The sequence below is a fragment of the Streptomyces sp. NPDC002896 genome (assembly GCF_040295225.1).
In the GTDB taxonomy this organism is placed as follows: Bacteria; Actinomycetota; Actinomycetes; order Streptomycetales; family Streptomycetaceae; genus Streptomyces.
On sequence record NZ_JBEOVA010000011.1, the window covers coordinates 333,432 to 358,104 of the forward strand.

Sequence of the window (24,673 nt, forward strand, 5' to 3'; positions counted from 1 at the left end):
CAACCACGACGGTAGGTCTTGGAGTGCGCTTCACCGCAAGCCCGTTGGGCAGCCGGAACACCTGTCCCGCCGTTCCGCCCGATTCCCCTCGCGCTCCTCTTACCTTCCTGCCCCCTTCCTCTTCCGTCTGACGGAAGCGTTGTTGCCGCCGCAGGCGCCCGTCACGAATCTGATGGCACACACCACGGCACCAAGGGGCAAGGACGCCCCGCTTCTCAGGGACGGGATGCCATGACAGCCATGACCGCATTCGCCAGGAACCAGTGGTACGTCGCCGCCTACGCGCACGAGGTGGGACGCGAACTGCTCGGACGTACGATCCTCGGCGAGCCCCTCGTCTTCTACCGCACCGAGGAGGACGGGACGCCCGTCGCCCTGCACGACCGGTGCGTGCACCGCCGCTTCCCGCTGTCGGAGAGCCCGACCCGCCTCGACGGTGACCGGATCGTGTGCGGCTACCACGGCTTCACGTACGACACGACGGGCACCTGTGTGTACGTGCCCGGCCAGAAGCGCATCCCGCGGACGGCGCGCGTCGCCTCGTATCCGGTGGTCGAGCAGGACGCGCTGATCTGGGTGTGGATCGGCGACCCGGCGCTGGCCGACCCTCAGGCCATCCCGCGGGCCAAGCACCTCGACTCCCCCGGCTGGGTCACCGTCCGCGGCATGGAGCCCATCGACTGCGACTACGGCCTGCTGGTCGACAACCTCCTCGACCTCTCCCACGAGACGTATCTGCACGGCGGTTACATCGGCACCCCCGAGGTCGCCGAGACGCCGATCACCACCGAGGTCGACGAGGGCGCGGGCATCGTGCGCGTGAGCCGGCACATGGACGACGCCGAGTGCCCGCCGTTCTACGCCCGCTCCACCGGCATCGAGGGCCGCATCACCCGCTGGCAGGACATCGAGTACCACGCGCCGTGCCTGTATCTGCTGCACAGCCGTATCGCCCCGGTCGGCGTGCTGCCGGAGCCGGACGGCAGCGACCCGAACGGCTTCCACACCGAGATCACGTACGCCATCACGCCGTCCGCCGACGGCAAGGTGTACGACTTCTGGATGGTCTCGCGCGACTGGGCGACGGACAACGACGAGGTCACCGAGTTCCTGCGGGGCAACAACCACACGGTCGTCATGCAGGACGTGGACGCGCTCAACCTGCTGCAGAAGACCCTGGACGCCGAGCCCGCCGGCTACCAGGAGCTCAGCATCAACATCGACACCGGCGGTCTCGCCGCCCGCCGCATCCTCGCCCGGCTGGTCGAGGAGGGCGCGAAGCCGATGGAGAAGGTCCAGTGACCTCACCGACCGGCGAGATCTACCGCATCGACTGGCTGCCGGGCACGGACGTCCTGCACGGCACCTGTCACTGCGGCCGCGAGCACACCGCGCAGGACCCGATCGAGATGTGGGAGTGGATGCTCGCCCACCCCCAGGGACACGAGCCGCAAGGAACCAGCTCATGAGCGCCTACGAAGCCGAACTCGTCGTCGACCGCCGGGAGTCCGCGGCCGACGGCGTGCTCGCCCTCACCCTCCGCCACCCGCTGGGCGAACAGCTCCCGGTGTGGGAGCCGGGCGCGCACATCGACGTACTGCTCGGCCCCGGCCTGGAGCGGCAGTACTCGCTGTGCGGGGACCCGGCGGACCGGAGCGTCTGGCGGATCGCCGTCCTGCGCGAACCCGACGGGCGCGGTGGTTCCGCGTATGTCCACGGTGAGTTGGGGCAGGGCGACAAGGCCCGCGTGCGCGGCCCGCGCAACCACTTCGCACTCGAAGCCGCCCCGCGCTACCGCTTCATCGCGGGCGGCATCGGCATCACCCCGATTCTGCCGATGCTGGCCGCGGCCGAGGCGGCGGGCGCTGAGTGGACGCTGCTGTACGGCGGCCGGACGCGCGGTTCCATGGCTTTCACCGATGAGTTGGGCGCGTACGGGGACAGGGTCACGATCGCTCCGCAGGACGAGGCGGGGCTGCTGGATCTCGCCACCGTCCTGGATGACGTTCCCGAGGGCACCCTCGTCTACTGCTGCGGTCCCGGGGCGCTGCTGGACGCGGTCGAGGAGCGGTGCCCGGGCGGGCTGCTGCACATCGAGCGGTTCCAGCCGAAGGAGCAGGAGACGGGCCCGGACACCTCCTTCGAGGTAGAGCTGTCCCGCTCGGGGAAGACGGTGACCGTGCCCGAGGGCGTCTCGGTGCTTGACGCCGTGCGGTCGGCGGGTGTCGAGGTGCTCTACTCCTGTGCGGAGGGCACCTGCGGCACGTGCGAGACCGATGTCCTCGAGGGGACACCGGACCACCGGGACTCGGTGCTCACGGACGAGGAGCGCGAGGCGGGCGAGACGCTGATGATCTGCGTGTCGCGCTGCCAGGGACCGCGTCTGGTCCTCGACCTCTGAACCGTTCTCCGGCGCCTTCGGCCTGCCGGAGCGAGGGCGCCACCACGTGCAGGTCGGCCTCGATACGGGCGACCGTGGCGAGCAGGTGGGGCAGCAGGTCCCGGCGTACGGACTCGACCGAGTTCCTGCTCGCGTGGACCGGGATGTTGACGGCCGCGACGACGTCGCCGTCCCGGTCCCGCACCGGGGCGGCCACGGAGCGGAGGCCTTCCTCCAGCTCCTGGTCGACGATGGCGTATCCCTTGCGGCGTACCCGCCGTAGCTCGGCGCGCAGCAGGTCGGTGGAGACGATGGTGCGGGCGGTCAGCGGGCGCAGTTCCGCGCGGGCGAGGCGCGCGTCGCTCTCCTCGTCCGGCAGATACGCGAGCATCACCCGGCCCACAGATGTCACATGGGCCGGAATACGGGTGCCGACCGTGATCGTCGCGGTCATGATGCGGCTGGTGGGCACCCGCGCGACGTACACGATGTCGTCGCCGTCGAGCACGCACAGCGAGGACGACTCGCGCACCTGCGCGACGAGCTGCTCCAGATGCGGTTCGGCGATGTCCGGGAGCGAGAAGCTGGAGAGATAGGCGTAGCCGAGCTCCAGCACGCGAGGGCTGAGCCGGAACAGCCGGCCGTCGGTGCGTACGTACCCCAGGTCTGAGAGCGTCAGCAGAAAGCGGCGCGCTGCCGCGCGCGTGAGGCCGCAGGCGCGTGCTACTTCGCTGAGGGTCAGTTCGGGATGGGCTGCGTCGAAGGCGCGGATGACAGCCAGTCCCCGTTCGAAGGACTGCACGAAGTGCGGTTCCCGTACTCCGGCGCTCATGCTTGCCTCCCGGAAGCGGACGAACGTGCGCAATGCGCACGCTAGGAGCACGCTCGGCGCGTGTCAACGGACGTGACAGCGCCGACCCTCTCCCTGCCTCCAACTCTCCAGCTCTCAAAGGGAGTCGGTAGTTTCCGCACGGCCATTGACCCTCGCCTGTGCGCGCTCTACGTTCTCGCTGAGCACTACTGTGCGACCTGCGCACACCCGTCGGAGTACCGTCCCAACTGGTCCCACTAGGGAGATTCATGCGTCGTCTGCTCATCGGCCTCGCCGCCGGGGCGTTCCTGGTCGCCACGACGGCCTGCGGCTCATCCGAGTCCCCCGGCTCGTCCGAGTCTCCCGGGTCCGGGAAGGCATCGGGGAGCGGTTCCACCACCGTGAAGGTCGGTGTCATCCCGATCGTCGACGTCGCGCCCCTCTACCTCGGCCAGGAGAAGGGCTTCTACAGCAAGCGCGGCATCAAGCTGGAGCTCACCCTCGCCCAGGGCGGTGCGGCGATCGTGCCGGGCGTGGTCAGCGGCCAGTTCCAGTTCGGGTTCTCCAACATGACCTCGCTGATGATCGCCCAGACGAACAACGTGCCCGTGAAGGCGATCGCCAACGGCGTCGCCTCGACGGGCGTGGAGGGCAAGGACTTCGGCGCGATCACCGTGAAGAAGGACAGCACCCTCAAGACGGCGAAGGCCCTGGAGGGCAAGAAGGTCGCCGTCAACACGCTGAAGAACATCAACGAGACAGCGGTGCGCGAGTCGGTGCGCAAGGCCGGCGGCGACCCGGACAAGGTGAAGTTCGTCGAGCTCGCCTTCGACCAGATGCCCGCCGCCCTCGACAAGGGCCAGATCGACGCCGCCATGGTGGTGGAGCCCGCGCTCGCCACCATCAAGGGCCAGGGCGGCAGCGAGATCGCCTCCTCCCTGGTCGACGTCGCCAAGGGCCTCACCGTCGCGATGTACTTCACGTCGACGCAGTACACGCAGCAGAACCCGGAGCTGGTGAAGAAGTTCCAGGAGGCCACCGCGGAGTCCCTCGCCTACGCGAACGAACACCCCGACGAGGTCCGCGAGATCGTCACCACGTACACGAAGATCCCGGCGGCGACGCTGGAGAAGGTGACCCTGCCGACGTGGCCGGCCGAGCCGAACCGCGCCTCGATCGAGGCACTCGCCGCACTCGGCGAGAAGGACGGCCTCTTCAAGTCCAAGCCGGACCTGGACAAACTGCTGCCGTGAAGGAGAGGCAACTCAGCGACGCCGGGCCAGGACCGGGCCCGGGACCGGGACCGGCGCCAGGATTGGAACCCGGCGCCGGCCTGACGAAGGACGAGCGGCCCGGCGGCCCGCGACCGGGGCTGACGAACGCCGTTCTCGGTGTGGCCGGGCTCGCGGCCTTCCTCGCACTGTGCGAGGCGGTGCCGCGGCTCGGCATCATCTCCGCGGACTACTTCCCGCCGACCAGCCGCATAGCCGACGCCCTCGCCGCCGAGCTGGGCGACTCGGCGTTCTGGACGGCGCTCGGGGACACGCTCACCGGGTGGGGCCTGGGGCTCGCGATCGCGGTGACGACCGGAATCCTGGCGGGAGTGCTCGTCTCGGTCGTCCCGTACCTCCGCGAGGCCATCGCCTCCACCGTCGAGTTTTTGCGCCCGATCCCGTCGGTCGCCCTGATCCCGCTCGCCGTCCTCCTCTTCGGCACCGAACTCCGCTCGGTCCTCCTGCTGGTGGTGTACGCCTCCTTCTGGCAGGTCCTGATCCAGACGCTGTACGGCGTCCAGGACGTCGACCCGGTCGCCGAGGAGACGGCCCGCAGTTACGGCCTCGGCACCTGGGCGCGGGTCCGTCACGTGCTGTGGCCCACCGCCCTGCCGTATGTCATGACGGGTGTCCGCCTCGCCGCCGCGGTCGCCCTCATCCTGGCGGTGACCGCCGAACTCGTCATCGGCGCACCCGGGTTGGGCTCGCGCATCGCCGTAGCCCAGACCTCGGGGGCGGTGCCCGAGATGTACGCCCTGGTAGTGGTCACCGGCCTGCTCGGGCTGCTGATCAACGTGGGCGCGCGGGCGGTGGAGCGCCGGGCGCTCGCCTGGCACCAGTCGGTGCGCGGGGAGGTGGCGGTGTGAAGCACCTGGCGCTCCGCCTGTTCTTCGTCGTCGCGCTGCCCGCGCTGCTGGTGGCCGGCTGGTGGTTCGCGTCGGACGACAGCACCGACGTGTACTGGCCGCCGCTGCGGACGATCCTCACCGCGTTCCCGGACGTATGGACGGCCCAACGGCTGCGTGACGACGTACTGCCCAGCGTGCTGCGGCTGTCGGCCGGCTATGCGTCGGCGGCCGTGGCCGGCATCGCACTCGGCACGGTCATCGGCTCGTATCGCCGGGTACGGGCCGTGTGCGAGCCGGTTCTGGAGTTCCTGCGCGCTGTGCCGCCGCCCGTCCTCGTGCCGGTCATCATGCTCTTCGCGGGCATCGGCGACACCATGAAGATCGCCGTGATCGCGAGCGGCTGCATATGGCCGGTCCTGCTCAACACGGTCGAAGGCGTCCGGGCGGTGGACTCCGTGATGTCCGAGACGGCACGCTCGTACGGCATCACGGGCTTCGCACGGCTTCGCCATGTGGTGCTCCGCTCGGCGAGCCCCCAGATCTTCGCGGGTCTGCGACAAGCGCTGTCGATCGGCATCATCCTGATGGTCATCAGCGAGATGTTCGCCGCCAGCAACGGCCTCGGCTTCACGATCGTCCAGTTCCAGCGCGGCTTCGCCATCCCCGACATGTGGACGGGGATTCTGCTGCTCGGCCTGCTGGGCGTACTGCTGTCTCTCCTGTTCCAGCTGGTCGAGCGGCGGGCGCTCGGCTGGTACCGCGGTCTGCGCGCGTCGTCCCGGCGGTCGCAGTGAACGTTTCGGAGTCCCCTGCCCATTCCCCTGCGGACAACCCTGCGCAGTCCCTTGCGAAGTCCCTTGCGAAAGGACGCTCCATGCACCCCCTGCTCGCCGTGTCCGGCCTGCAGAAGGTCTACGAAGGGTCCGGGCGCCGGGTGGAGGCGGTCCGGGATCTGACCTTCACCGTCGAGCCGGGCGAACTCGTCTGCCTCGTCGGCCCGTCCGGATGCGGCAAGACCACGCTGCTGAAGTGTGTGGCCGGTCTGCTCACGCCCACGGGAGGCGAGGTCCTCCTCGAGGGCCGCCGGGTGAGCGGGCCTCCGCCCGGCATGGCCGTCGTGTTCCAGGAGTACGGCCGCAGCCTCTTCCCCTGGATGCGGGTACGGGACAACGTCGAGCTGCCGCTGAAGCAGAAGAGTTCGCTCAGCAGGGCGCGACGCCGCGAACTCGTCGCGGAGGCCCTGGAGTCCGTCGGCCTCGCGGACGCTGCCGGCGCCTATCCGTGGCAACTCTCGGGCGGTATGCAGCAGCGCGTCGCCATCGCCCGTGCCCTCGCGTACGAGCCCGATGTGCTGCTCATGGACGAGCCGTTCGCCGCGGTGGACGCCCAGACCCGCGCGGATCTGGAGGACCTGGTGCGGCGGCTGTGGCGGGAGCGGGGAATGACGATCCTGTTCGTGACCCACGACATCGACGAGGCCGTCTATCTCGGGGAGCGGGTGCTGGTCCTTTCGGCGTCCCCGACCGTCGTACAAGAGCAGCTGAAGATCGATCTGCCGCCTGAGCGGGACCAGTTGCACACGCGTGTCGCCCCACGCTTCGCGGAGCTGCGCACGCATGTGTACGAGCAGATCCAGGCGGCGAAGCGCGGCTCCTAGGCCGAGCCCCAGGTGGCGTAGGGAAGCACTGCGGCAGCCACCGGTTCAGATCCTGCTGGCGGACGCCGTGTCCGACGACAGTCGCTGGGCGACGTAGATCGGGATGACGGACAGCAGCACCAGAAGTGCGGCGACGACGTTGACGACCGGGGCCTGCTGAGGGCGCGTCATGTTGTTGAAGATCCAGATGGGGAGGGTCTGGACGCCGGGTCCCGCGGTGAAGGTGGTCACCACGATCTCGTCGAAGGAGAGCGCGAACGCCAGCAGGCCGCCGGCCAGCAGCGCCGACCGCACCAGCGGGAACGTGACGTCGACGAAGGCGCGGAAGGTGTGCGCGCCGAGGTCCATGGCGGCTTCCTCGTAGCTGCCGGGCAGGCGACGCAGCCGGGCCGCGACGTTGTTGAAGACGACCACGATGCAGAAGGTGGCGTGGCCGACGACGACCGTGAACAGGCCGAGTCCGACCCCGAGCGGCTCGAGGACCGTGCTGAAAGCGGAGTTGAGAGCGATTCCAGTGACGATGCCGGGCAGCGCGATGGGCAGCACGACTGCGAACGAGATCGCCTCGCGGCCGAAGAAGGCGTGTCGCTGCACGGCGAAGGCGATGAGTGTGCCGAGCGCCAGCGCGATGGCCGTGGCAGCGAGCCCGGCCTCCACGGAGGTCCACAGGGCCGCCCGGGCACCGTCGTTCCGCCACGCGGCGGACCACCAGTCCAGGGTGAGGCCCGGTGGCGGCCAGCTGGAACTTCGGTCGGGGTTGAGGGAGTTCACCAGCACGAGCAGCAGCGGAAGGTAGATGACCGCGAATCCAAGCCCGGCGGCGATGCGCAGCGCGATGCGTGCGGAGCGGGAGAGGTGCATGGTGTGGGCTCCTCCTCGAGGGCCGCTGGTCGAAGACTTCAGTGGCGTTGGAGGCGTCAGAGGCTTCTCAGCGCCCCGGTGCGGCGCACCGCCAGCAGATACAGCACGATGACGAGAACCGGGACGGTCCCGATCGCCGCCGCCAGCGGGAGGTTCAGCGTCACGTTGGAGTACACGAGGTTGCCGATCAGCTGGGTCTTGCCGCCGACGATCTGCACCGTGATGTAGTCGCCGAGGCTGAGCGAGAACGTGAACACCGATCCGGCGGCGACCGACGGCAGGACCAGGGGCAGCACGACGGAGCGGAAGGTCCGCCCGGCGCGGGCACCGAGATCTGCGGAGGCGTCGAGAAGGCCGTCGGGAAGCTGCTCGAGCCCCGCGTGGATCGGCAGGATCATGTACGGCAGCCAGAGGTAGGTGAGGACGAGGACGGTGGCGGTCAGTCCGTAGCCGGGTCCGTCGAGGCCGAGGGGCTTCAGCGCCCAGTCGAGCGGCCCGCCCTCGGAGAGGATGAGCCGCCAGGCGTACACCTTCACCAGATAGCTCGCCCACAGCGGCGTCAGGATCGCGACGACCAACAGCGGCCGCCACTTCGGCCGTGCGACACGCGCCGTGTAGAAGGCGACCGGGAATGCGATCACCGCGCACAGGGCCGTGACCGCGAGCGCGACGCCGACGCTGCGCAACGCCACCTGCCGGTAGAGGGGTTCGGTCAACAGCGCCTCGAAGTTGTCGGTGGACCACACCTTCACGACCTGAGAGGTGAAGGAGTTCGTGGTCCAGAAGGCCGACAGGAACAGCGCGGCGAGCGAGCCGAGATAGGCGAGGACGAGCCACAGCAGCGGCGCGGTGAGGAGCAGGGACAGCCGCAGCCGGGGTCGGCGGTGCAGGGTCCCTGCGAGCCGCCGGACGGGCCCGGCGGCTGCGACGGCATCGGTCATGGTTCAGCCCTTGCTCTCATACGAGGAGGTCAGCCCTCGGTCTCTTCACCGGCCCGCATCAGCCCTTGATCTCGTTCCAGGCCTGCACCCACTTCGCGTACGGCACACACTTGGCGTCCGTGCGGCCGTCGAGGCACTGCTCGATGGGCGTGGTCCAGTAGTGGACGTTCTTCCAGTACGCCTCGTCGGTGGCGTGGAACGTCGCGCAGTGGTTCTTGTCGGCGGTCTCCGCGCAGGCCTTCTCGTTGGACGGGGCCTCACCGAAGTACTCGGCGACCTGCGCGTTCACCTTGGGGGAGATGATCCAGTCGAACCACTTGTACGCGCAGTTGGGGTGCTTGGCCTTGGCGGCGAGCATCCAGGTGTCGGACCAGCCGGTGGCACCCTCCTTGGGCAGTACGGCCTTGACCTTGGCTCCCTCGGCCTGGGCGAGGTTGACGATCACCTGCCAGCTGGTGCCGACGACGGAGTCACCGCTCTTGAACGCGGAGATCTCCTTGAGGTAGTCGCTCCAGTACTCGCCGATGTTCGCGTTCTGCTGTTTCAGCAGGTCAACGGCGGCGTCGAACTGCTTCTGGTCGAGGGCGTACGGATTCTTGATGCCGAGGTCCGGTTGGGTGGCCTTCAGGTACAGCGCGGCGTCGGCGATGTAGATCGGCGAGTCGTACGCGGTGACCTTTCCCTTGTGCGCGGACGCCTTGTCGAAGACAGCGGACCAGGAGTCGGGCGCGGGCTTGACCTGTTCCGTGTTGTACATGAGGAGGTTGGCGCCGCGGCCGTGCGGGATGCCGTAGGAGACGCCGTCCACCGAGTTCCAGTCCTGGTTTTTCAGGCCCTTGAAGACGTCGGCGTAGTTGGGGACGAGCTTGGTGTTGACGGGCGCCGCGTCACCGGAGGCGATGAGGCGCAGCGAGGCGTCGCCTGATGCGGACACCGCGTCGTAATCGCCGGTCTTCATGAGGCTGACCATCTCGTCGGATGTCGCGGCGGTCTTGGTGTTGACCTGACAGCCCGTCTGCTTCTCGAAGTCGGTGACCCAGTCGACTTTCGGATCGTTGGATCCGTCCTCGACGTAGCCGGCCCAGGCGATCAGATTGACCTGGCCTTCCGTCTTGCCGAGCTTCGACTGTGCCTTGAGATCCGGCGGGTTGAGCCCCGAGGAGGACGCGGAGTCGCCCGAGTCCGAGGAGCCGCAGGCGGTGACCAGGAGCAGCGCGCCGATGGCGGCGGCTGCCTTGAGGGATCGGTTCAGGCGCACGAAGCACTCCCTGTCTATGGGGGGTTGGAGCGGGACGGTACGTGCGGATGGTGCGGTCGCCGCGGCCTGGAACGGCGCGGCTACCGCGGTGCGGGAACCCGGAAGGTGTGGCGGTCGTGCCACAGCAGCCTGACCCGGGCGCCGCGGTAGGCCGCGACGTCCTCGGACGAGGTGTCCAGGTTCTGCTGGAGGGCAGTGAGGCGCCCTCCGGCGTCGAGGTCCACCAGGAACCGGGTGGAGTCGCCGAGGTAGACGACCTCGGCGACGGTTCCGGTGGCGGTGGAGTGCTCCGGCTCGTCCGCCGTGGCGGACTCCTTGAGCACGCGGATCTTCTCGGGCCTGATGCTGTACGTGCCGGGGCTCCCGACAACCTGTTCGGCCGCCTCGCCCTCGAGCAGATTGGAGGTGCCCACGAACCCGGCGACGAACGGGGTCGCGGGCCGCTCGTAGATCTCGGCGGGTGTGCCGGTCTGTTCGATGCGGCCCTGGTGGAAGACGGCGATGCGGTCGCTCATCGTCAGGGCCTCGTCCTGGTCGTGCGTGACGAACACGAACGTGAGGCCGACCTCCCGCTGGATCGCCTTGAGTTCGATCTGCATCTGCTCGCGGAGCTTGAGGTCGAGGGCGCCGAGCGGTTCGTCGAGGAGCAGCACGCGGGGGCGGCCGACCAGAGCGCGGGCAAGGGCCACACGCTGGCGCTGACCGCCGGAGAGCTGCGAGGGCCGTCTCGCGCCGAACCCTTCGAGGCGGACCCGCGCCAGTGCCTGGCGGGCCCGTTCCCGCCGCTCGGCCCTCGGCACCCTGCGGACCTTGAGGGCGTACGCGACGTTCTGCTCGACCGTCATGTGCGGGAACAGCGCGTAGTCCTGGAACACGGTGTGCACATCGCGTTCGAAGGGAGCGAGACGGGTGACGTCGCGGCCTGCGAGTTCGACGGTGCCCGAGGTCGGCGCCTCGAATCCGGCGATCATCCGCAGCACGGTGGTCTTGCCCGATCCCGAGGGGCCCAGCATCGAGAAGAACTCGCCGTCGGCTATCTCCAGGTCGACCCCGGCCACTGCCTCGGTCCGGCCGTACGTCTTGCTCAGTCCCTGCAGCCGGATCGCCATTCCCTGCATGGGCGGGAACCTTTCTGGTGCGGTCGTGCGTTGAACGAGCGCCGCGGTAAAACATATGAAGCCATAGTTCAAATCTCAAGGCCCCCTTGCGGCAAAGGATCGGTCAACACACAAGCTCTGCCAGGCGGTTGTGCGTGAATCCCGTGAGACGAGACGAGAAAGGCGCAGGCGGCGCCCGCAGAGCCGTCTTCACCCCGGTCGACACCCGGGCCCGGGTCGACAAGGTCGTGCGGCGACTCGGCGACGCCATCGAGCTCGGCCTGCTCTCCGACGGTGAGCAGCTGCCTGGCGAGAGCGAGCTCGCGGCGCAGCTCGGCGTCTCCACGGTGACGCTGCGCGAGGCACTCATGGCCCTGCGGCAGCGAGGGCTGGTCACCACCCGACGCGGACGCGGCGGCGGCAGCTTCGTGACGCTTCCCGAAGGGCCCGCCGATGCCCGGCTGTTCGCGCGGCTGACCGACTGGTCCACCGAGGAGCTGCGGGACCTGGGCGATCACTGGGCCGCGGTCTCGGGGGCGGCCGCCCGGCTCGCGACTCAACGCACAGATCCTGGCGATTTGCGCCAACTGACCAGGAGTGTCGACGAGTTGACGCAGGCCGACGACCCCACCGCCCGCAGCCGGATCTACGGGCGCTTCCATGTGGAGCTGGCGGCGGCCGCCCAGTCCCCCCGCCTGACACGGGAGGAGATCGCGCTCCAGACAGAGGTCGGGGCGCTGCTGTGTCTCGTCCTCGCGGACACCTCCTACCTCAAGGAGGTGACGGACCGTCACCGAGCCGTAATCTCGGCCGTGCAGGATGGGGCGGAAGACCGGGCCAGATCGCTAGCCGAGCGCTGTGTGCAGGCGTCGATGACGCGGTTGATCGAACTCCGGCTGGGCGCCGCGGACACGGCGCACGGTCCCGGACCCGAGGAGGGCACCCATGGGCGGCAGGAGCACCGGTCTCGTCGGCGCCGCGGACACCCCGGCTGACGCGATGACGCACGCAACGGCGGTGATCAAGGGTGAAGCCGTAGCGGCGCATGTCCGGGACACTCTCGAGGACGTCTTCGACACCGTGGCGGAGACACGCACGGATATCGTGGCGCTCCTCGAACAGGCGTCCGCCGGTGAGGACGGCCCGGTCACGTCCGACATGGCCGCACTCCGCCCAGGTCTGCAGGCCCGGCTCGCAGCCCACGCGCTCGTCTCGGGGGTTGGCTTCGTCGCCACCCCGGGCCTGCTGACCGACGTACCGGCCTGGCTGGAGTGGTGGCAGGCCGGCAGCGACGGCACGGTGCGCCCACTGCTGCTCGATCTCGACCCGGAGCACTCCGCGTACTCGGACTACACCCACTGGGACTGGTTCGCCCTCCCCCGCGACACCGGACAGCGCGCGGTCGCCGGGCCCTACGTCGACTACCTCTGCTCCGACGAGTACTCCCTCACCCTGTCCGCACCCGTGACCGTGGGCGGCCGGTTCGCCGGCGTGGCCGCCGCGGACGTGTACCTGCGGCACTTCGAGGCAGCCGTGATGCCTCTCTTGAAGCGCCTACCGGGCTCCGCCCACCTGGTCAACGCGCGCGGCCGGGTGGCCGCGTCGACCGATCCGCACCACCTGGTCGGCTCGCTCACCAAGGGCCCCGACTTCGCGGCCCTGGTGGCCGGCACGTCAGAGCCCGGCCGGTTCGGCGGGCTGCGGCTGTACCCGTGCGACGGCGTGCCGTTGGTCTTGCTGGTCTCCGACGGCTGAAAGCCGTATGACGGTGTCCCGTCAGCTCGACGATGGCCGGTGATGCGCCAGCACGGCGTGCGGATCGTCGTCCGTCCCCGCTGCCCTCGCCGGCGCCGGATCGGCGTGGACCAGCGCGGCGGACAGCCGCGGTACGGCGTGCAGCAGGGCGTGTTCGGCGGCCACCGCCACCGCGTGTGCGGCCCGCGCGGTGAGCTCGCCGTCGACCACGACGGCCACTTCGGCGCGCAGCCGGTGGCCGATCCAGCGCAGCCGCAGCTCCCCCACGTCGCGTACGCCCGGCACCTCGCGCAGCGCGAGTTCGGCCGCGTCGACCAGCGTCGGATCGACGGCGTCCATCATGCGCCGGAACACCTCGCGGGCGGCGTCGCGCAGGGCGAACAGGATGGCGACGGTGATCAGCAGGCCGACCACTGGGTCGGCGACCGGCAGCCCGGCGGCCACTCCGCCCGCGCCTACCAGCACGGCGAGCGAGGTGAATCCGTCCGTCCGTGCGTGCAGACCGTCGGCGACGAGGGCCGCGGAGCCGATGCGGCGGCCGGTGCGGATGCGGTAGCGGGCCACCCATTCGTTGCCGAGGAAGCCGATCAGCGCGGCGGCGGCGACGGCCGGGAGATGGTCGACGTCGCGCGGGTGCAGCAGCCGGTCCACGGCGGTCCAGGCCGCGAAGGCGGCCGAGAGCCCGATGGTCAGCACGATGACGAGGCCTGCCAGGTCCTCGGCGCGGCCGTATCCGTAGGTGAAGCGGCGGTTGGCGGCGCGCCGGCCGAGCGCGAAGGCGATCGCGAGCGGTACGGCGGTGAGGGCGTCGCCGGCGTTGTGCAGGGTGTCGCCGAGCAGCGCCACCGATCCTGAGAGCGCGACCACGGCTCCCTGAAGGCAGGCGGTGGCGCCCAGCACGGCGAGCGAGATCCAGAGCGTGCGCATGCCGGCCGCGGAGCTCTCCATCGCGCTGTCGACCTTGTCGGCCGCCTCGTGGGAGTGCGGGGTGACCAGGTGGGCGATGCGGTGGCGGAGCCGGGACCATCGGGAACGTCCGTGCCTATGATCGTGCTCACGGCTGTGCCCATGATCGTGCCCAGGGCCGTACTCATGGCCGTGCCCATGGCCATGCTGATGGCCGTGTTCGTGGCTGTGCCCGTGCTCGTGGTTGTGCGCGCGGCTACCGTTCACGTGTGCATACTAATGCACGCATCAGGGCTTGGCATCCGTTGAGCGCGCCCTACGATGGCTCCATGACCGCCACCGAGGACCGTCCCGCACCTGCGCACAAGACGCAGATGCAGGAGCAGGCACACCCCAGCGGCGCGGCCCAGTTCGCCGCCGCTGCGAACGTCTTCGGGATGCTCTCGGACCCGACCCGGCTGCACCTGGTCTGGACGCTCGCCCAGGGCGAGGCGGACGTCAACACGCTGACGGCGGCCAGCGGCGCCGCCCGGCCCGCGGTCAGCCAGCATCTTGCGAAGCTGCGGCTCGCCGGTCTCGTGCAGGTGCGCAAGGAGGGTCGGCGCTCGGTCTACGCGCTGCACGACGGGCATCTGCGGCGGTTCGTCACCGAGGCGCTCAACCACGCCGACCACCTGGTGACGGGCACACCGCCGCACGACTGACCGCCGCGCCTGCAGCGCACCTGGCCTACGCGTTCATGAACTCCCGTACGGCCAGCGCATGATCGACGACCCGGACGTCCCCGACCCAGGCGTTGAGCAGCTGGTCGAGGACGCCCGCGTACTCGTAACCGCCCAGCAGCCAGGGCAGACCCCGCGTGGCGAGACCCGTGGACACCGCTGCCGGATTGCGCACTACCGGGCAGCCCTCGATGTACATCGTGGTGTGCCGCCCGTCGTTGACGACCGCCACGTGCTGCCACTGCCCGAGCGGTGTCTCGTGGCCCCAGTTGGTGATGGCGTCGCCGCCCGCGGGCGGGAAGACCGCCCACTGCGCCTCGCGGTTGTTGGAGAGCGAGAGGGTGGCCGGAGGTTCGTCGGAGCCCTCTGCCGCGCCCGCCCTGCCGAGGATCCCGGACCAGGCGTCGCGTGAGGCGTCCCAGTCGGCCGGGAGCCGGAAGAAGGCCTCGATGGTGTAGCCGCGCGGGAAGGTGGCCCCGTTCAGCGGGGCGTCGTCGGCGGTACGCAGGTATCCGCCGCGCAGCGGCGGCTTGCCGCCGTCCAGGCGCAGGCTGCCGTGGCCGGGCTGATCCGGGTGGTGCGCGTCGGACCAGGTGAGTGCTCCTGAGGGGCTGCCGGGCACGCGTACGGCGGTGAGGTCGTTGCCGTGTCCGGACAGATCACGGACACGGGCCGCGTCGGGGAGCGCCGACCCGTCCTCGCCGGAGTCGAAGCGCCAGTAGGCGACTGTGCCGGGTACCAGCAGGGCGGAGGCCGGGCGGGCGGGGCGCGGCGGCACCGGGGCGAAGCCCGAGAAGCGCTGCTCGAAGTCGATCGCGAGGGAGAACCGGTCGTCGGGGCCGGTGAGTTCGATCTCCTCGCGTTCCAGCTCGTTCAGGTCGTCGGCGGCCTTGCTCAGCAGCCAGGGCGAGAAGGTCTCGACGTCGATCGTGCCGCGGGCGAGGTCGAAGTGGTACAGGCGGATCATCGCGGAGCCGCCGTAGTAGCGGTTCTGGTAGTTGGTGAGGTGCAGATGGACCTCGCGTCCGGCGGAGTTCTTGCGGACGGTACGGGCGGCGGGCCAGTCGTGGCCGTTGAGGGTCAGGAATATCTGGTCGTGGGACTCGATGAGCCTGTCCCACAGCTCCTGTCCGTGCCCGCTGAGTTCACTGTCGCCCTCCACGAGCTGGTGGGTGGTGAGGATGACGGGCGTCCTGGGGTGCTCGGCCAGGACCTTCTTCGCCCAGTCGTACGCCCCGGCCGACGGCCGCCAGTCCAGTGCGAGGACCAGCCACTCGCGTCCGGCGGCCCGGAACACGTGGTATGTGTTGTAGCCGTCCGCGGTCGCACCGCGGAAGGTGGGCGAGGAGCCGAAGCGGTCCGGACCGAACGCGTCGAGGTAGGCGCTGTCGCCGCGCTGGTCGTCGGTGCCGGAGTCGATGTCGTGGTTGCCGGCCAGCACGCTGTAACCGACGCGCCGGTCGTCCAGCAGCTCGAACGCCTTGCCGATCGCGGCGAACTCCTCCGGGCGCCCGTTCTGTGTCAGGTCGCCCAGGTGGGAGAGGAACACGATGTTCTCGTCACGGCCCCGCTGGAGCAGATAGCGCAGCGAGGCCTCGACGGGCGCGGCCTGGAGGCTCGGGCCGTCGAAGAGGTACTGCGTGTCGGGCATGACGGCGACCGTGAATCTGGGGCTGTCCGGGTCGGTAGCCCATCTCTCGGCGGCCGCCTGGGCGGGTGCGGCCGCCACTGCGGTGGCGGCACCCGCAAGTGCCGTGGCGGAGAGGAACGTACGGCGGTTGAACCCCGGGCGCGGACCCGGTCCCTGGTGCTCTCGGCACATGGCCGACTCCGATCTGCCGTTCTGGGGGTGGCGGAGTTGCGCGTACGGGCGCTGTGGACGCCCGCGACAAGGCGGAGGCCCGCGCTGTGTCAAGCAGAGAGGTACGCGGGTCTGCTGTCGCACAGATTTACACCCGGGAACGGGGAGGTGTCAGGGGTCCGAAGTGGCACTGGCAAAGTCTTGAATCTCTGCTCCGGCGCGTACGGCCGGCCTCGGCCCGGCCGCACGCCTTGAGTGTTCACCTCCGCTTCGCCCGGCCGCTCCGCGTCACCGATTACGGTGCGCGACATCGCGCCTCGTCGAAGGAGATTCCGTCATGTCAAGACCGCTGCCCGTATGGGCCGACCCGCGGGTGTCCGCGGACTCTCTCGACCCCCAGGGCCTCAGCCGACGCGGGCTGCTGCGCCGGGCAGGGCTGTTCGGCGCCGCGTTCGCGGCGGGTGCGGTGCTGCCCGCGGGCCAGGCGTACGCCGCCACCGGCGGGAACGACCCCGAGCTGGCCTACCTGGTGGGCGACCACCACAACCACTCGGTCTACAGCCACGACGCCAAGTACACGTTCTCCCAGATCGCCGCGGCCGCTGCCGAGTACGGCCTGGACTGGATGGTGTTCACCGAGCACAGCAACTTCGGACACGCGAAGTACGGCGCACAGCTGGAGCACGAGCAGATCCTCCAGGCCCGCGCCGACAACCCCCGGCAGCTCATCTTCCAGGGCCTGGAGTGGTACATCCCGGGCGCCGAACACTGCACCGTCTTCACCCCGCCTGGCCCGAACGAGGTCGACGTACTGACCCGCTTCGAGATGGCGTACGACGGGAAGCTGCTCGGGTACACCGCGGGCGCGCCGGGCAACCCCGACACCGCCCGCAACGAGGCGCATGCTGTGGGCGCTCTCAAGTGGCTCGCCGAACAGCGCCGCACCGGCTACGTCGACGACGTGCTCGTCCTCGCCAACCACCCGATGCGGCTGGGCATCGACTCCCCGCACGAGATACGCAACTGGCGTGACGCAGCGCCCGGCATCATGATCGGCATGGAGGGTGCACCGGGTGCGCAGGGCGCGGCGCTGCCCGGCTGGCGGGGTGCGAACAGCATCCGCGGCGAGTACGAGAACGCTCCCTCCGCCGACTCCTGGGCCGGCTACCCGCGCGACGCCTATCGCACCTACGGCGGCTTCGACTGGGCGACGGCGACGGTCGGCGGCCTGTGGGACGCGATGCTCGCCGAGGGCAGGCTGTTCACGATCACCTCCAACTCGGACGTTCACCGGGTGGTGTTCGACACCTGGAAGAACGGCGACTGGGCGCCCGGCCAGAACTTCGACAACACGGGCCGCCTCCCGGACCCGGTGAACACCACCGAGCCGCAGCCCGGTTCCGACTTCTGGCCGGGCCAGTTCAGCCGGACGCACGTGGGCGTGACCCGCTACGGCTACCGCAGTGTGATGGCCGGGCTGCGGGCGGGCCGGGTCTGGGTCGACCACGGCCATCTCCTCGACGGCATCGACGTACGCGTGCAGGGTGCGGACGGCCGGGGCCGGGGTGCCACGCTCGGCGGGCGCCTGCACGTACGGCGCGGTGAGAGGCTCACCCTCTCGGTGACCGTGACGACGGCGTCCCGCCGCAATCCGTACGACATCCTGCCCGAACTCGCGCATGTCGACGTGATCCGGGGAGCGGTGACCGGCCCCGTGGCCGACCGCGACGCGTGGCGGGCTCCCGACACCGGGGTGACCCACACGTGGGATGTGTCGGGCCGCACCGGCACGTACACGCTCACGCTCCCGGTGGACGCGGCCGATGAGTCCTTCTACCTGCGGCTGCGCGGCAGCGACGGCAATCGCAACGGCGCCGGTTACCTGGGCGCCGCGATCGACCCGCACGGGCCGGTGGTACACGAGCCGGGCAACGGCAATCCGTGGCTGGACACGTGGTTCTACACGAATCCGGTCTTCGTCGAGGTCGAGGTCTGACCAGCGCGAACCGGCAGGCGTGGCCTCGTCAGGCGGGTGCCGGCCAGGCGCGGAGCCACCAGGCGCCAGGCGTGCGACTACGCCTCCGCCGCCGGCACCACCCGCAGGTGCGCGCCGCTCCCCCCGGTGCGCAGCCCCCCGTGCGTCCGCGCGCGGGGGGCGCGGCGTGCCTCGCGCAGCACCAGCGTCATCCGCGAATAGCCCAGGTTCTGCAGGGTCCTGGGCGTCTCGCCGACGATGCGGCAGTCGGTGCGGCCCCAGCGCGGGTCGGGATGCCACAGTGGGCGTACGGCGCCGTCGTGGTGCACGGCCTCCTCGCCGGCCTGGCGGATCCAGCGTGGCAGTCCCTGCTGGTAGGCGGCGTCCATGATGGGGTCCTGTGCGATGTCCCGGCGGATGGACTGCAGGCCCCTGTCCTGGCCGTGGCGTTCGACGGCGGCGGCGAAGTCGGCCAGCATCGGCAGGCACCACCTCGACTCGTGTTCGGCGAGCACGGTGGCAGCGTCCGGGTGGAACAGGACGAACCGCAGGAAGTTGTCGCGCGGCATGGCCGTGGGATGCGGGCGGACGCCGCCGAACAGGGCGTCGAAGGCGGAGTTGGCGAGGACGACGTCCCACCGGTGGTCGAAGACGACGGAGGGGAAGGCGACGGCTTCCAGCAGCACGGCGTAGTCCTGCAGATACGCCTGCGCTTCGAGGCTCGCTGGTTCGGGCTCGGGTGTGGGCCGCGGCCCTCCGGCGTGATGTGGCATCGGAAGGTGTCACCCCTCTTGCGAATGCGGCCTTCAGGGCCTTCACGCCGCGTGGCGATCCTGCTACGCAGGCACAACCGTGTCAACTATCGTGGCATTTGGCGGCTGTTGACGACTGATTCTCGCCACAGTTGTGGCGACGTCTGGCTGCGGAACGCGCGAGCCGCTAGCCTCCGGGCAGATCATGGGGTGTCGCGATTCTGTGCGTGACCTGTGATGCAGTCGCGGTCTCCGTCGGGGTGGCTGCGGGAGACGTGCGCAGGCGTCAGTGGCGGTTGCGCCGACGTCCGCGGCGGTCGTCAACGGCGGTGCGGAAGCGCCGTACGGCCGTGCGGGCGCGGGCAGTTCGGAAGAGATGCAGGAGACCGATCGGTGACGGAAGACCTCCCCGTCGCGGACGGCGCGGGCACCGCTCCGTTGCGGGCCGTCGTCGCCCGCGTCTCAGCCCTGGCCGACCGGCTCGGCGTACCGCACGCCGAGGTCTTCGACGTCCAGCGGCTGTCCGTGGCCTCGGGTGTGCCGGACGACGTGGTGAAGCTGCTGCTGAGCGGTCAGCCGGCCGGCGAGCCGGATCTTCAGGCGCGCTTTCTGCAGCGCCTCGATCTGCTGCGCCGTACTCGGCTGAAAAGCAACGGACGCCGCTACACCCAGCAGCAGATCGCCGACGGTGCGGGCATGTCGCGCCAGCAGGCGGGGGCCCTCATCAACGGCGACCGGCGCCCCACGATGGAGCACTGCGACGCCATCCAGCGGTTCTTCAAGGTCCATGCCGGTTTCCTCACGGCCGAGGACCCCGAGGCGCTCGCCGGCGCCCTGCAGCGCACCGAGCAGGCGCTGCTGCAGCGGCTCGCCGACCGCGACCGGGCATCGTCGCCCGCATCTGCCGCCACCGTGGAGGACGATCCGCTGGAGCGGCTGCTGCAGGACCACGGTGTGCGCGGCATCGCCTGGCGAGCCGCGCAGTTGCCGACCGACGAGCACCGGGACAAGGTGGCCGAGTGGCTCGACATGCTCCTGGAGAGCGTCAAGCGGCCCGAGTCGTGATCCGGGGGAGAGTCAGTGGGCATGGGCATGGGCATCGGCATGGGTAAGGAAATGCGCAGGCTGTGCGCCGAACTGGTCTCGGGGATCAGCCTTCAGGCGCCTGCGGAGCCGGCCGAGCTGTACGCCGCCCTGTGCGACGGCATGAGCAGACGCCGCGGCCGACCGGTCCAGCTGCGCACGGCCGCCTTTCCGCCCGGAACGGCCAGCGGGCTGTGGCTCGACATGGCGGACCAGGATCTCGTCGTCATCGAGGAACGCACCGCCCCCGACCACCAGTTGGTGATCCTGGGCCATGAGCTGTGGCACATGAACGCGGGGCACTGCAGCCACCATGTCGAGGGCGCCGCCGTCGCCGCCCGACTGCTGTCGGACGACGCCGATCTGCAGGCGACCGTACTGAAGGTGGCGGCCCGCACCCGGTTCGACCTGGCCGACGAGAAGGCGGCCGAGGGCTTCGGGCTGCTGCTGGCGAGCAAGTGCCGTTCCTGGCTTGCCGGTTCGTCGCTGCGCGGACCGGTGCGGCGCGAGGGGCTGGCCGCCCGGATCGAGGCGTCGCTCGGCTACCGCGGGCCGCAGGGCTGAGGACGTGGACGGTCCCGACTACTACGTACCGGCCGTGGCACTGGGCGTCGCTCTCGCCTCCAAGGCCCCCGCGCTGGTGCGCGCCTGGCGTGACCCGTTGCTGCGGTCCGTCTGCGCGCTGCTCGCCCTCGGTGCGGCGGTGTTCTTCTTCGCCGCCCCGCCGACGATCGCCACGGTGAACCGCATCACCGGCGTCCCGAACGTCTCCGGGCCCCTCGTCTACTGTCTCCTGAGCGCTTTCAGCGCCTCCTGTCTCGTCCTGATGGTCAACTGGCGCGGCGGGCCGCCCGAGGTGACGCAGCGTGTGTCGCGCCGCTGGATCGCCGGATACGGCGTGGTGATCGTGGCGGTGGCGGTGCTGTTCGCACTGGGCGACGCCCCCGACGAGCGGCTGCGGGACCTGGACACCTACTACGCGAACACGCCGTACATGCGCGAGATGATCGTGCTCTACCTCGTCGCGCTCACTGTCGCGGGTGTCACGATGTCCGTGCTGTGCTGGCGCTGGTCACTGAAGGTGCAGGGCTGGCTGAGGGCCGGACTGCTGGTCATCGTGTTCGGCTATCTGTTCAATCTCGCTTACCTGGTCGCCAAGTTCGCCGCGGTGTTCGCCCGGTGGGCCGGCCGCGACTGGGACGATCTCAGCACCTACACGGCTCCGCTGCTGGCCTCCGTCGGTGCCCAGATCAGCGCGGTCGGGTTCTGCCTGCCGCTGGTCTGCCAGCGGCTCGCGAACACCTGGAGCACCTGGGACACGTACCGGCGGCTGGGGCCGCTCTGGCGGGAACTGCGCCCCGCCATGCCGCAGCACGACGCCCGGGCCCTGCGCCTGTCCTGGTGGCCCTCAGCGGAACTGCTGGTCACCCAGCGGGAGTCGGACATCCACGACGGCATGCTGAGCCTGTACCCCTACTTCGACGCGGACGTACGCGCGAGCGCCTACGGCGCGGCGGTGGCGAGGGGATCCGATCCGGAGCAGGCGCACGCCGTGGCCGACGCGGTGATGGTGACCGCGGCGCTCCTGGCCCGCGCCGCCGATCCGGAGGGCAGGGTCATCAGTTCGGCGAAGGCGACCGCTTCCGCCTCCGCCTCCGCCTCCGCATCCACATCCGGCTCCGTGCGGACCCCCAGCAGGGCCGAGGGGCCGCGTGATCTGGTGCGGATGTCCATCGCGTTGCGTCAGTCACCCGTCGTCGCGGCCGCCCGTGGGCGCACCGCCAGGCCAGAGAGCGATCTCCGATGAGCGAATCCGACGACAGCCACCCGGATCCCGACCGGACGCGGCGCCCGGGGGCCGATGGTGATTCTCCGGGGCCTGGCAGCAGCGGCGAGGGTGCGGCGGCACGCCCGGGGCCACGCGACCCCCGCGGCAGCGGCCGGGGTGCAGTGGCGCGCCCGGGGACGGTGGCCCGCCAATGTGAGGCGGCCCGCCCGAGGGCGGCGGAGCGCCGGGCGACGGCGAGCCACCGAGGTACGGCGCCGCTCCGGGCCGTGGTCATCGGCGGTGGCATGGCCGGCATGCAGGCCGCCGCCGCCCTGTGCCGGTACACCGACGTCACCATCGTGGAGCGCGACGCCCTTCCGGACGGGCCCGAGCCGCGCAAGGGACTCCCGCAGGCACGCCACGTCCATGTGCTGTGGTCCGGCGGGGCCCGGGCGATGGAGGACCTGCTGCCCGGCATCACCCAGCGCTGGCTCGCGGCCGGCGCGCGCCGCGTCCCGCTGCCGACGGGCCTGGTCTCCATGCAGGCACAGGGATGGATCCGCCGCTGGCCCGAGATGCAGTTCATGATCGCCTGCAGCCGCGATCTGCTGGACTGGGTGGTACGCGAGAAGGTCACCGCTCATCCCCGGGTCACCGTGCTCCCGCGCACCGAGCTGCTGTCCCTGGTGGGCAGTGCGGGCCGCGTCACGGGGGTACGGGTCCGTACCGTCGGGACCGAGGGCGGGGACGCCGGAGAGCGCGTCCTCGACGCGGACCTGGTCGTGGACGCCTCCGGCCGCGGATCCCGTGCGCCCGCCTGGCTCGGCGCGCTCGGCGTCCCCGAGGCGCCCCGGGAGGAGGTCGACTCGGGTCTGGTCTATGCGAGCCGGCTGTTCCGCGCGCCGGCCGGAACCGAGGACTTCCCGGTGGTCAATGTGCAGGCGAACGCGCGGGAACCCCGGCCCGGGCAGACGACGACCATCGTGCCCATCGAGGGCGGACGGTGGCTGGTGACTGTCTCCGGTACCAGGGGCGGCTGGCCCACGGCGGAGGCCGCCGAGTTCGAGAGGTTCGCGCGCGGCGTCCGGCATCCCGTCGTGGGTGAACTGATCGCCCACGCGGAGCCGTTGTCGGACGTCGTGGTCACGCGCAGCACCGTCAACCGGCGGAACTTCTTCGAAAAGGTCACCGCATGGCCGGACGGGTTCGTCGCGCTCGGCGACGCGGTCGCCACGTACAACCCGGTCTACGGGCACGGGATGTCGGTCTCGGCACAGAGCGCCGTGGCCCTGCGTGACAACGTCGCCGCCCATGGCCTCACCGCGCCGGGCCTGGCCCGCCGCGTCCAGCGCGCCGTGTCCCGCCCGGTCTCCGTGGCCTGGGACCTGGCCACCGGCCAGGACATCCTCTATCCCGGAGCAACCGGCAGACAGCCCGGTTCCACGGCACGGCTTCTACGCGGATACGTCGACCGCCTGCTCTTCTCGGCAACGGGCCGCCCGCTGCTCACGAAGGCCTTCCTCGACGTGATCACTCTGTCGGCCCCCCTCACCGAGCTGGTGAAACCAGAGATGATCACAGCCACCGTGCGCGGCCCCGTCCGTACCCCCCTGACGGACCCACCACTGACGGAGCGGGAGAGGAAGGCGGGGTTGGGGGCGGAGGGAGCTCGGTAAGGGCAGGGGCGCGATGTCACGTCGCACTACGCTCACTGGCCTCCTTCAACTCCCGCTCCCCGGCTGGCGAAAGGCCGGCTTCACCCTGCCCCCCACCGGGAGGCAGGCCGTCCCTCAACAGCTCACGCCACCGCTCCCGGCTCCAGTCCGTCGGCCGCGTCGTCGCCATGAAGTCCTCGACGAGCGAGAGAAACCGCACGGGATCGGCGTGGAACGGAAAGTGCCCGGCCCCCTCGAAGATCTCCAGTCGGCTCCCGGGCATCGCGGCGTGCGCCCCGTACGCATGCCGCACCGGCACCACGCTGTCTCGCGACCCCCACATGAGCATGGTGGGCATGCCCTCCGTCAGGTAGCAGCGGTCGAGCATGGTCACGACCTGACCGCGCCAGTCGACGACGGCCCGCAGCGTACGGATGAACGCGCTGCGCGACGTGGCGTCGGGCAGTGCGTCGACGAGCGTGAACAACTCACCGGCGTCCTGCCCGAGATCGGTGTCGAGCAGCCGCATGAGGCGCGCGAAGATGCCTGCCTGCAGCCGCATACCGGGCAGCCGCAGCGTCGACAGCAGCAGATCCGCACCGGGCAGGGACACCGCCCGCAGCACGGGGTTGACCTCGCGCCCGACACCGCCCGCGCTGACCAGGATGAGCCGGTCGGTGCGCTCGGGGAACTGGTAGGCGAACTGCATCGCCACACCGCCGCCGAGCGAGTGGCCGATGAGCGTGGCTCGTTCGATTCCGAGTACGCCGAGGAGATCCCGCATGCCGTTCGCGTAGGCCGCCACCGAATAGTCTGCGCGCGGCTTGTCCGACGCTCCGTGGCCGAGGAGGTCGGGGGCGATGACGGTGTGGCTCCGCGCCAGGGCGGGGATGACGTCCGCCCAGGTGGCGGAGGAGTCTCCTATGCCGTGGATGAGCAGGATCGCGGGGCCTTCGCCGGCGATCCGGTACGCGCGGCGGTAGCCGTGCACGACGCGATGGTGCAGCCGCATGTCTTCGTCGTCGACGGAGCGCAGCCGCCCCGTGCGCTGCTGCGGGCCCCGGCCTGGTTCGCCGAACACGGGCTCGCCTCCGTTCCTTGCAAGTCCCCGAAAAGGCGGTTCTGTTCG

General features: G+C 70.4%; 24 protein-coding genes. 15 read left to right on the plus strand and 9 right to left on the minus strand.

Annotated features, from left to right (window positions below; genetic code table 11):
- Positions 1-231: 231 nt before the first annotated feature.
- Genes ABT009_RS23075 through ABT009_RS23085 form a run of 3 tightly spaced genes read left to right on the plus strand, consistent with a single transcriptional unit; the run spans position 232 to position 2,401 of the window.
- Positions 232-1,302, plus strand: coding sequence for an aromatic ring-hydroxylating dioxygenase subunit alpha (locus ABT009_RS23075; protein WP_351297882.1), 1,071 nt, complete (start codon positions 232-234; stop codon positions 1,300-1,302).
- Entirely contained in the window at positions 1,299-1,469 is a 171-nt protein-coding gene (locus tag ABT009_RS23080) for a hypothetical protein (RefSeq protein ID WP_351297885.1), read from the plus strand. Before ABT009_RS23075 ends, ABT009_RS23080 begins: the two co-directional genes overlap by 4 nt.
- A complete protein-coding gene (locus ABT009_RS23085; RefSeq protein WP_351297888.1) occupies positions 1,466-2,401 on the plus strand; it encodes a PDR/VanB family oxidoreductase in 936 nt (311 codons plus the stop codon). Before ABT009_RS23080 ends, ABT009_RS23085 begins: the two co-directional genes overlap by 4 nt.
- Here the strand turns inward: ABT009_RS23085 and ABT009_RS23090 are convergent.
- A complete protein-coding gene (locus tag ABT009_RS23090; RefSeq protein ID WP_351297891.1) occupies positions 2,316-3,212 on the minus strand; it encodes an IclR family transcriptional regulator domain-containing protein in 897 nt (298 codons plus the stop codon). The genes ABT009_RS23085 and ABT009_RS23090 overlap by 86 nt on opposite strands.
- Before the next feature lie 248 nt (positions 3,213-3,460).
- On the opposite strand from ABT009_RS23090, the gene ABT009_RS23095 reads away from it, so the two are divergent.
- The 4 genes from ABT009_RS23095 to ABT009_RS23110 all read left to right on the plus strand — a co-directional run bounded on the left by ABT009_RS23095 (position 3,461) and on the right by ABT009_RS23110 (position 6,970).
- Complete coding sequence (locus ABT009_RS23095; RefSeq protein WP_351297894.1) at positions 3,461-4,444, plus strand: ABC transporter substrate-binding protein; 984 nt, start codon at positions 3,461-3,463, stop codon at positions 4,442-4,444.
- A gap of 119 nt (positions 4,445-4,563) precedes the next feature.
- Positions 4,564-5,331: an ABC transporter permease gene (locus tag ABT009_RS23100; RefSeq protein WP_351298054.1), complete on the plus strand. Its 768-nt coding sequence runs from the start codon at positions 4,564-4,566 to the stop codon at positions 5,329-5,331.
- Positions 5,328-6,107: an ABC transporter permease gene (locus ABT009_RS23105; protein ID WP_351297897.1), complete on the plus strand. Its 780-nt coding sequence runs from the start codon at positions 5,328-5,330 to the stop codon at positions 6,105-6,107. The genes ABT009_RS23100 and ABT009_RS23105 overlap by 4 nt, the downstream gene beginning before the upstream one ends.
- A gap of 80 nt (positions 6,108-6,187) precedes the next feature.
- Positions 6,188-6,970 carry an ABC transporter ATP-binding protein gene (locus ABT009_RS23110; RefSeq protein WP_351297900.1) on the plus strand — a complete coding sequence of 261 codons (783 nt, stop codon included), beginning with the start codon at positions 6,188-6,190 and terminating at the stop codon, positions 6,968-6,970.
- A gap of 45 nt (positions 6,971-7,015) precedes the next feature.
- Here ABT009_RS23110 and ABT009_RS23115 read toward each other — a convergent pair whose 3' ends face one another.
- From ABT009_RS23115 to ABT009_RS23130, 4 genes are all read right to left on the minus strand, one after another.
- Positions 7,016-7,831 carry an ABC transporter permease gene (locus tag ABT009_RS23115; RefSeq protein WP_351297903.1) on the minus strand — a complete coding sequence of 272 codons (816 nt, stop codon included), beginning with the start codon at positions 7,829-7,831 and terminating at the stop codon, positions 7,016-7,018.
- A 56-nt stretch (positions 7,832-7,887) separates the two neighbouring features.
- On the minus strand, positions 7,888-8,772 hold the full coding sequence (locus tag ABT009_RS23120) for an ABC transporter permease (protein WP_351297906.1): 885 nt from the start codon (positions 8,770-8,772) through the stop codon (positions 7,888-7,890).
- A gap of 58 nt (positions 8,773-8,830) precedes the next feature.
- Positions 8,831-10,030, minus strand: a complete 1,200-nt coding sequence (locus ABT009_RS23125) for an ABC transporter substrate-binding protein (RefSeq protein ID WP_351297909.1) — start codon at positions 10,028-10,030, stop codon at positions 8,831-8,833.
- A gap of 80 nt (positions 10,031-10,110) precedes the next feature.
- Complete coding sequence (locus ABT009_RS23130) at positions 10,111-11,148, minus strand: ABC transporter ATP-binding protein (protein WP_351297912.1); 1,038 nt, start codon at positions 11,146-11,148, stop codon at positions 10,111-10,113.
- A 143-nt stretch (positions 11,149-11,291) separates the two neighbouring features.
- On the opposite strand from ABT009_RS23130, the gene ABT009_RS23135 reads away from it, so the two are divergent.
- Together ABT009_RS23135 and ABT009_RS23140 are read left to right on the plus strand one after the other, a co-directional pair.
- Complete coding sequence (locus tag ABT009_RS23135) at positions 11,292-12,122, plus strand: FadR/GntR family transcriptional regulator (protein WP_351297915.1); 831 nt, start codon at positions 11,292-11,294, stop codon at positions 12,120-12,122.
- 4 nt (positions 12,123-12,126) lie between these two features.
- On the plus strand, positions 12,127-12,882 hold the full coding sequence (locus ABT009_RS23140) for a cache domain-containing protein (protein WP_351298057.1): 756 nt from the start codon (positions 12,127-12,129) through the stop codon (positions 12,880-12,882).
- A 21-nt stretch (positions 12,883-12,903) separates the two neighbouring features.
- Here the strand turns inward: ABT009_RS23140 and ABT009_RS23145 are convergent, their stop codons facing one another.
- Positions 12,904-14,055 carry a cation diffusion facilitator family transporter gene (locus ABT009_RS23145; protein WP_351297918.1) on the minus strand — a complete coding sequence of 384 codons (1,152 nt, stop codon included), beginning with the start codon at positions 14,053-14,055 and terminating at the stop codon, positions 12,904-12,906.
- 107 nt (positions 14,056-14,162) lie between these two features.
- Here ABT009_RS23145 and ABT009_RS23150 point away from each other — a divergent pair, with 107 nt between their 5' ends.
- Positions 14,163-14,492: an ArsR/SmtB family transcription factor gene (locus tag ABT009_RS23150; protein ID WP_351298060.1), complete on the plus strand. Its 330-nt coding sequence runs from the start codon at positions 14,163-14,165 to the stop codon at positions 14,490-14,492.
- Between the two features lie 25 nt (positions 14,493-14,517).
- Here the strand turns inward: ABT009_RS23150 and ABT009_RS23155 are convergent, their stop codons facing one another.
- Positions 14,518-16,332: a LamG-like jellyroll fold domain-containing protein gene (locus tag ABT009_RS23155; RefSeq protein ID WP_351297921.1), complete on the minus strand. Its 1,815-nt coding sequence runs from the start codon at positions 16,330-16,332 to the stop codon at positions 14,518-14,520.
- 316 nt (positions 16,333-16,648) lie between these two features.
- Here ABT009_RS23155 and ABT009_RS23160 point away from each other — a divergent pair, with 316 nt between their 5' ends.
- Positions 16,649-18,307: a PHP domain-containing protein gene (locus ABT009_RS23160; protein WP_351297924.1), complete on the plus strand. Its 1,659-nt coding sequence runs from the start codon at positions 16,649-16,651 to the stop codon at positions 18,305-18,307.
- A 77-nt stretch (positions 18,308-18,384) separates the two neighbouring features.
- Here the strand turns inward: ABT009_RS23160 and ABT009_RS23165 are convergent, their stop codons facing one another.
- Positions 18,385-19,059, minus strand: a complete 675-nt coding sequence (locus ABT009_RS23165) for an MmyB family transcriptional regulator (RefSeq protein WP_351297927.1) — start codon at positions 19,057-19,059, stop codon at positions 18,385-18,387.
- A 372-nt stretch (positions 19,060-19,431) separates the two neighbouring features.
- Here ABT009_RS23165 and ABT009_RS23170 point away from each other — a divergent pair, with 372 nt between their 5' ends.
- The 4 genes from ABT009_RS23170 to ABT009_RS23185 all read left to right on the plus strand — a co-directional run bounded on the left by ABT009_RS23170 (position 19,432) and on the right by ABT009_RS23185 (position 23,565).
- Entirely contained in the window at positions 19,432-20,103 is a 672-nt protein-coding gene (locus ABT009_RS23170; RefSeq protein WP_351297930.1) for a helix-turn-helix domain-containing protein, read from the plus strand.
- A 51-nt stretch (positions 20,104-20,154) separates the two neighbouring features.
- The gene (locus ABT009_RS23175; RefSeq protein WP_351298062.1) at positions 20,155-20,685 is read left to right on the plus strand and encodes a toxin-antitoxin system, toxin component; all 531 of its coding nucleotides are present in this window, start codon (positions 20,155-20,157) and stop codon (positions 20,683-20,685) included.
- 4 nt (positions 20,686-20,689) lie between these two features.
- Positions 20,690-21,928, plus strand: a complete 1,239-nt coding sequence (locus tag ABT009_RS23180; RefSeq protein WP_351297933.1) for an MAB_1171c family putative transporter — start codon at positions 20,690-20,692, stop codon at positions 21,926-21,928.
- A gap of 248 nt (positions 21,929-22,176) precedes the next feature.
- Positions 22,177-23,565, plus strand: coding sequence for an FAD-dependent monooxygenase (locus ABT009_RS23185; protein ID WP_351297936.1), 1,389 nt, complete (start codon positions 22,177-22,179; stop codon positions 23,563-23,565).
- Between the two features lie 16 nt (positions 23,566-23,581).
- On the opposite strand, the gene ABT009_RS23190 is transcribed toward ABT009_RS23185, so the two are convergent.
- On the minus strand, positions 23,582-24,556 hold the full coding sequence (locus ABT009_RS23190) for an alpha/beta fold hydrolase (RefSeq protein WP_351298064.1): 975 nt from the start codon (positions 24,554-24,556) through the stop codon (positions 23,582-23,584).
- Positions 24,557-24,673 lie beyond the last annotated feature (117 nt).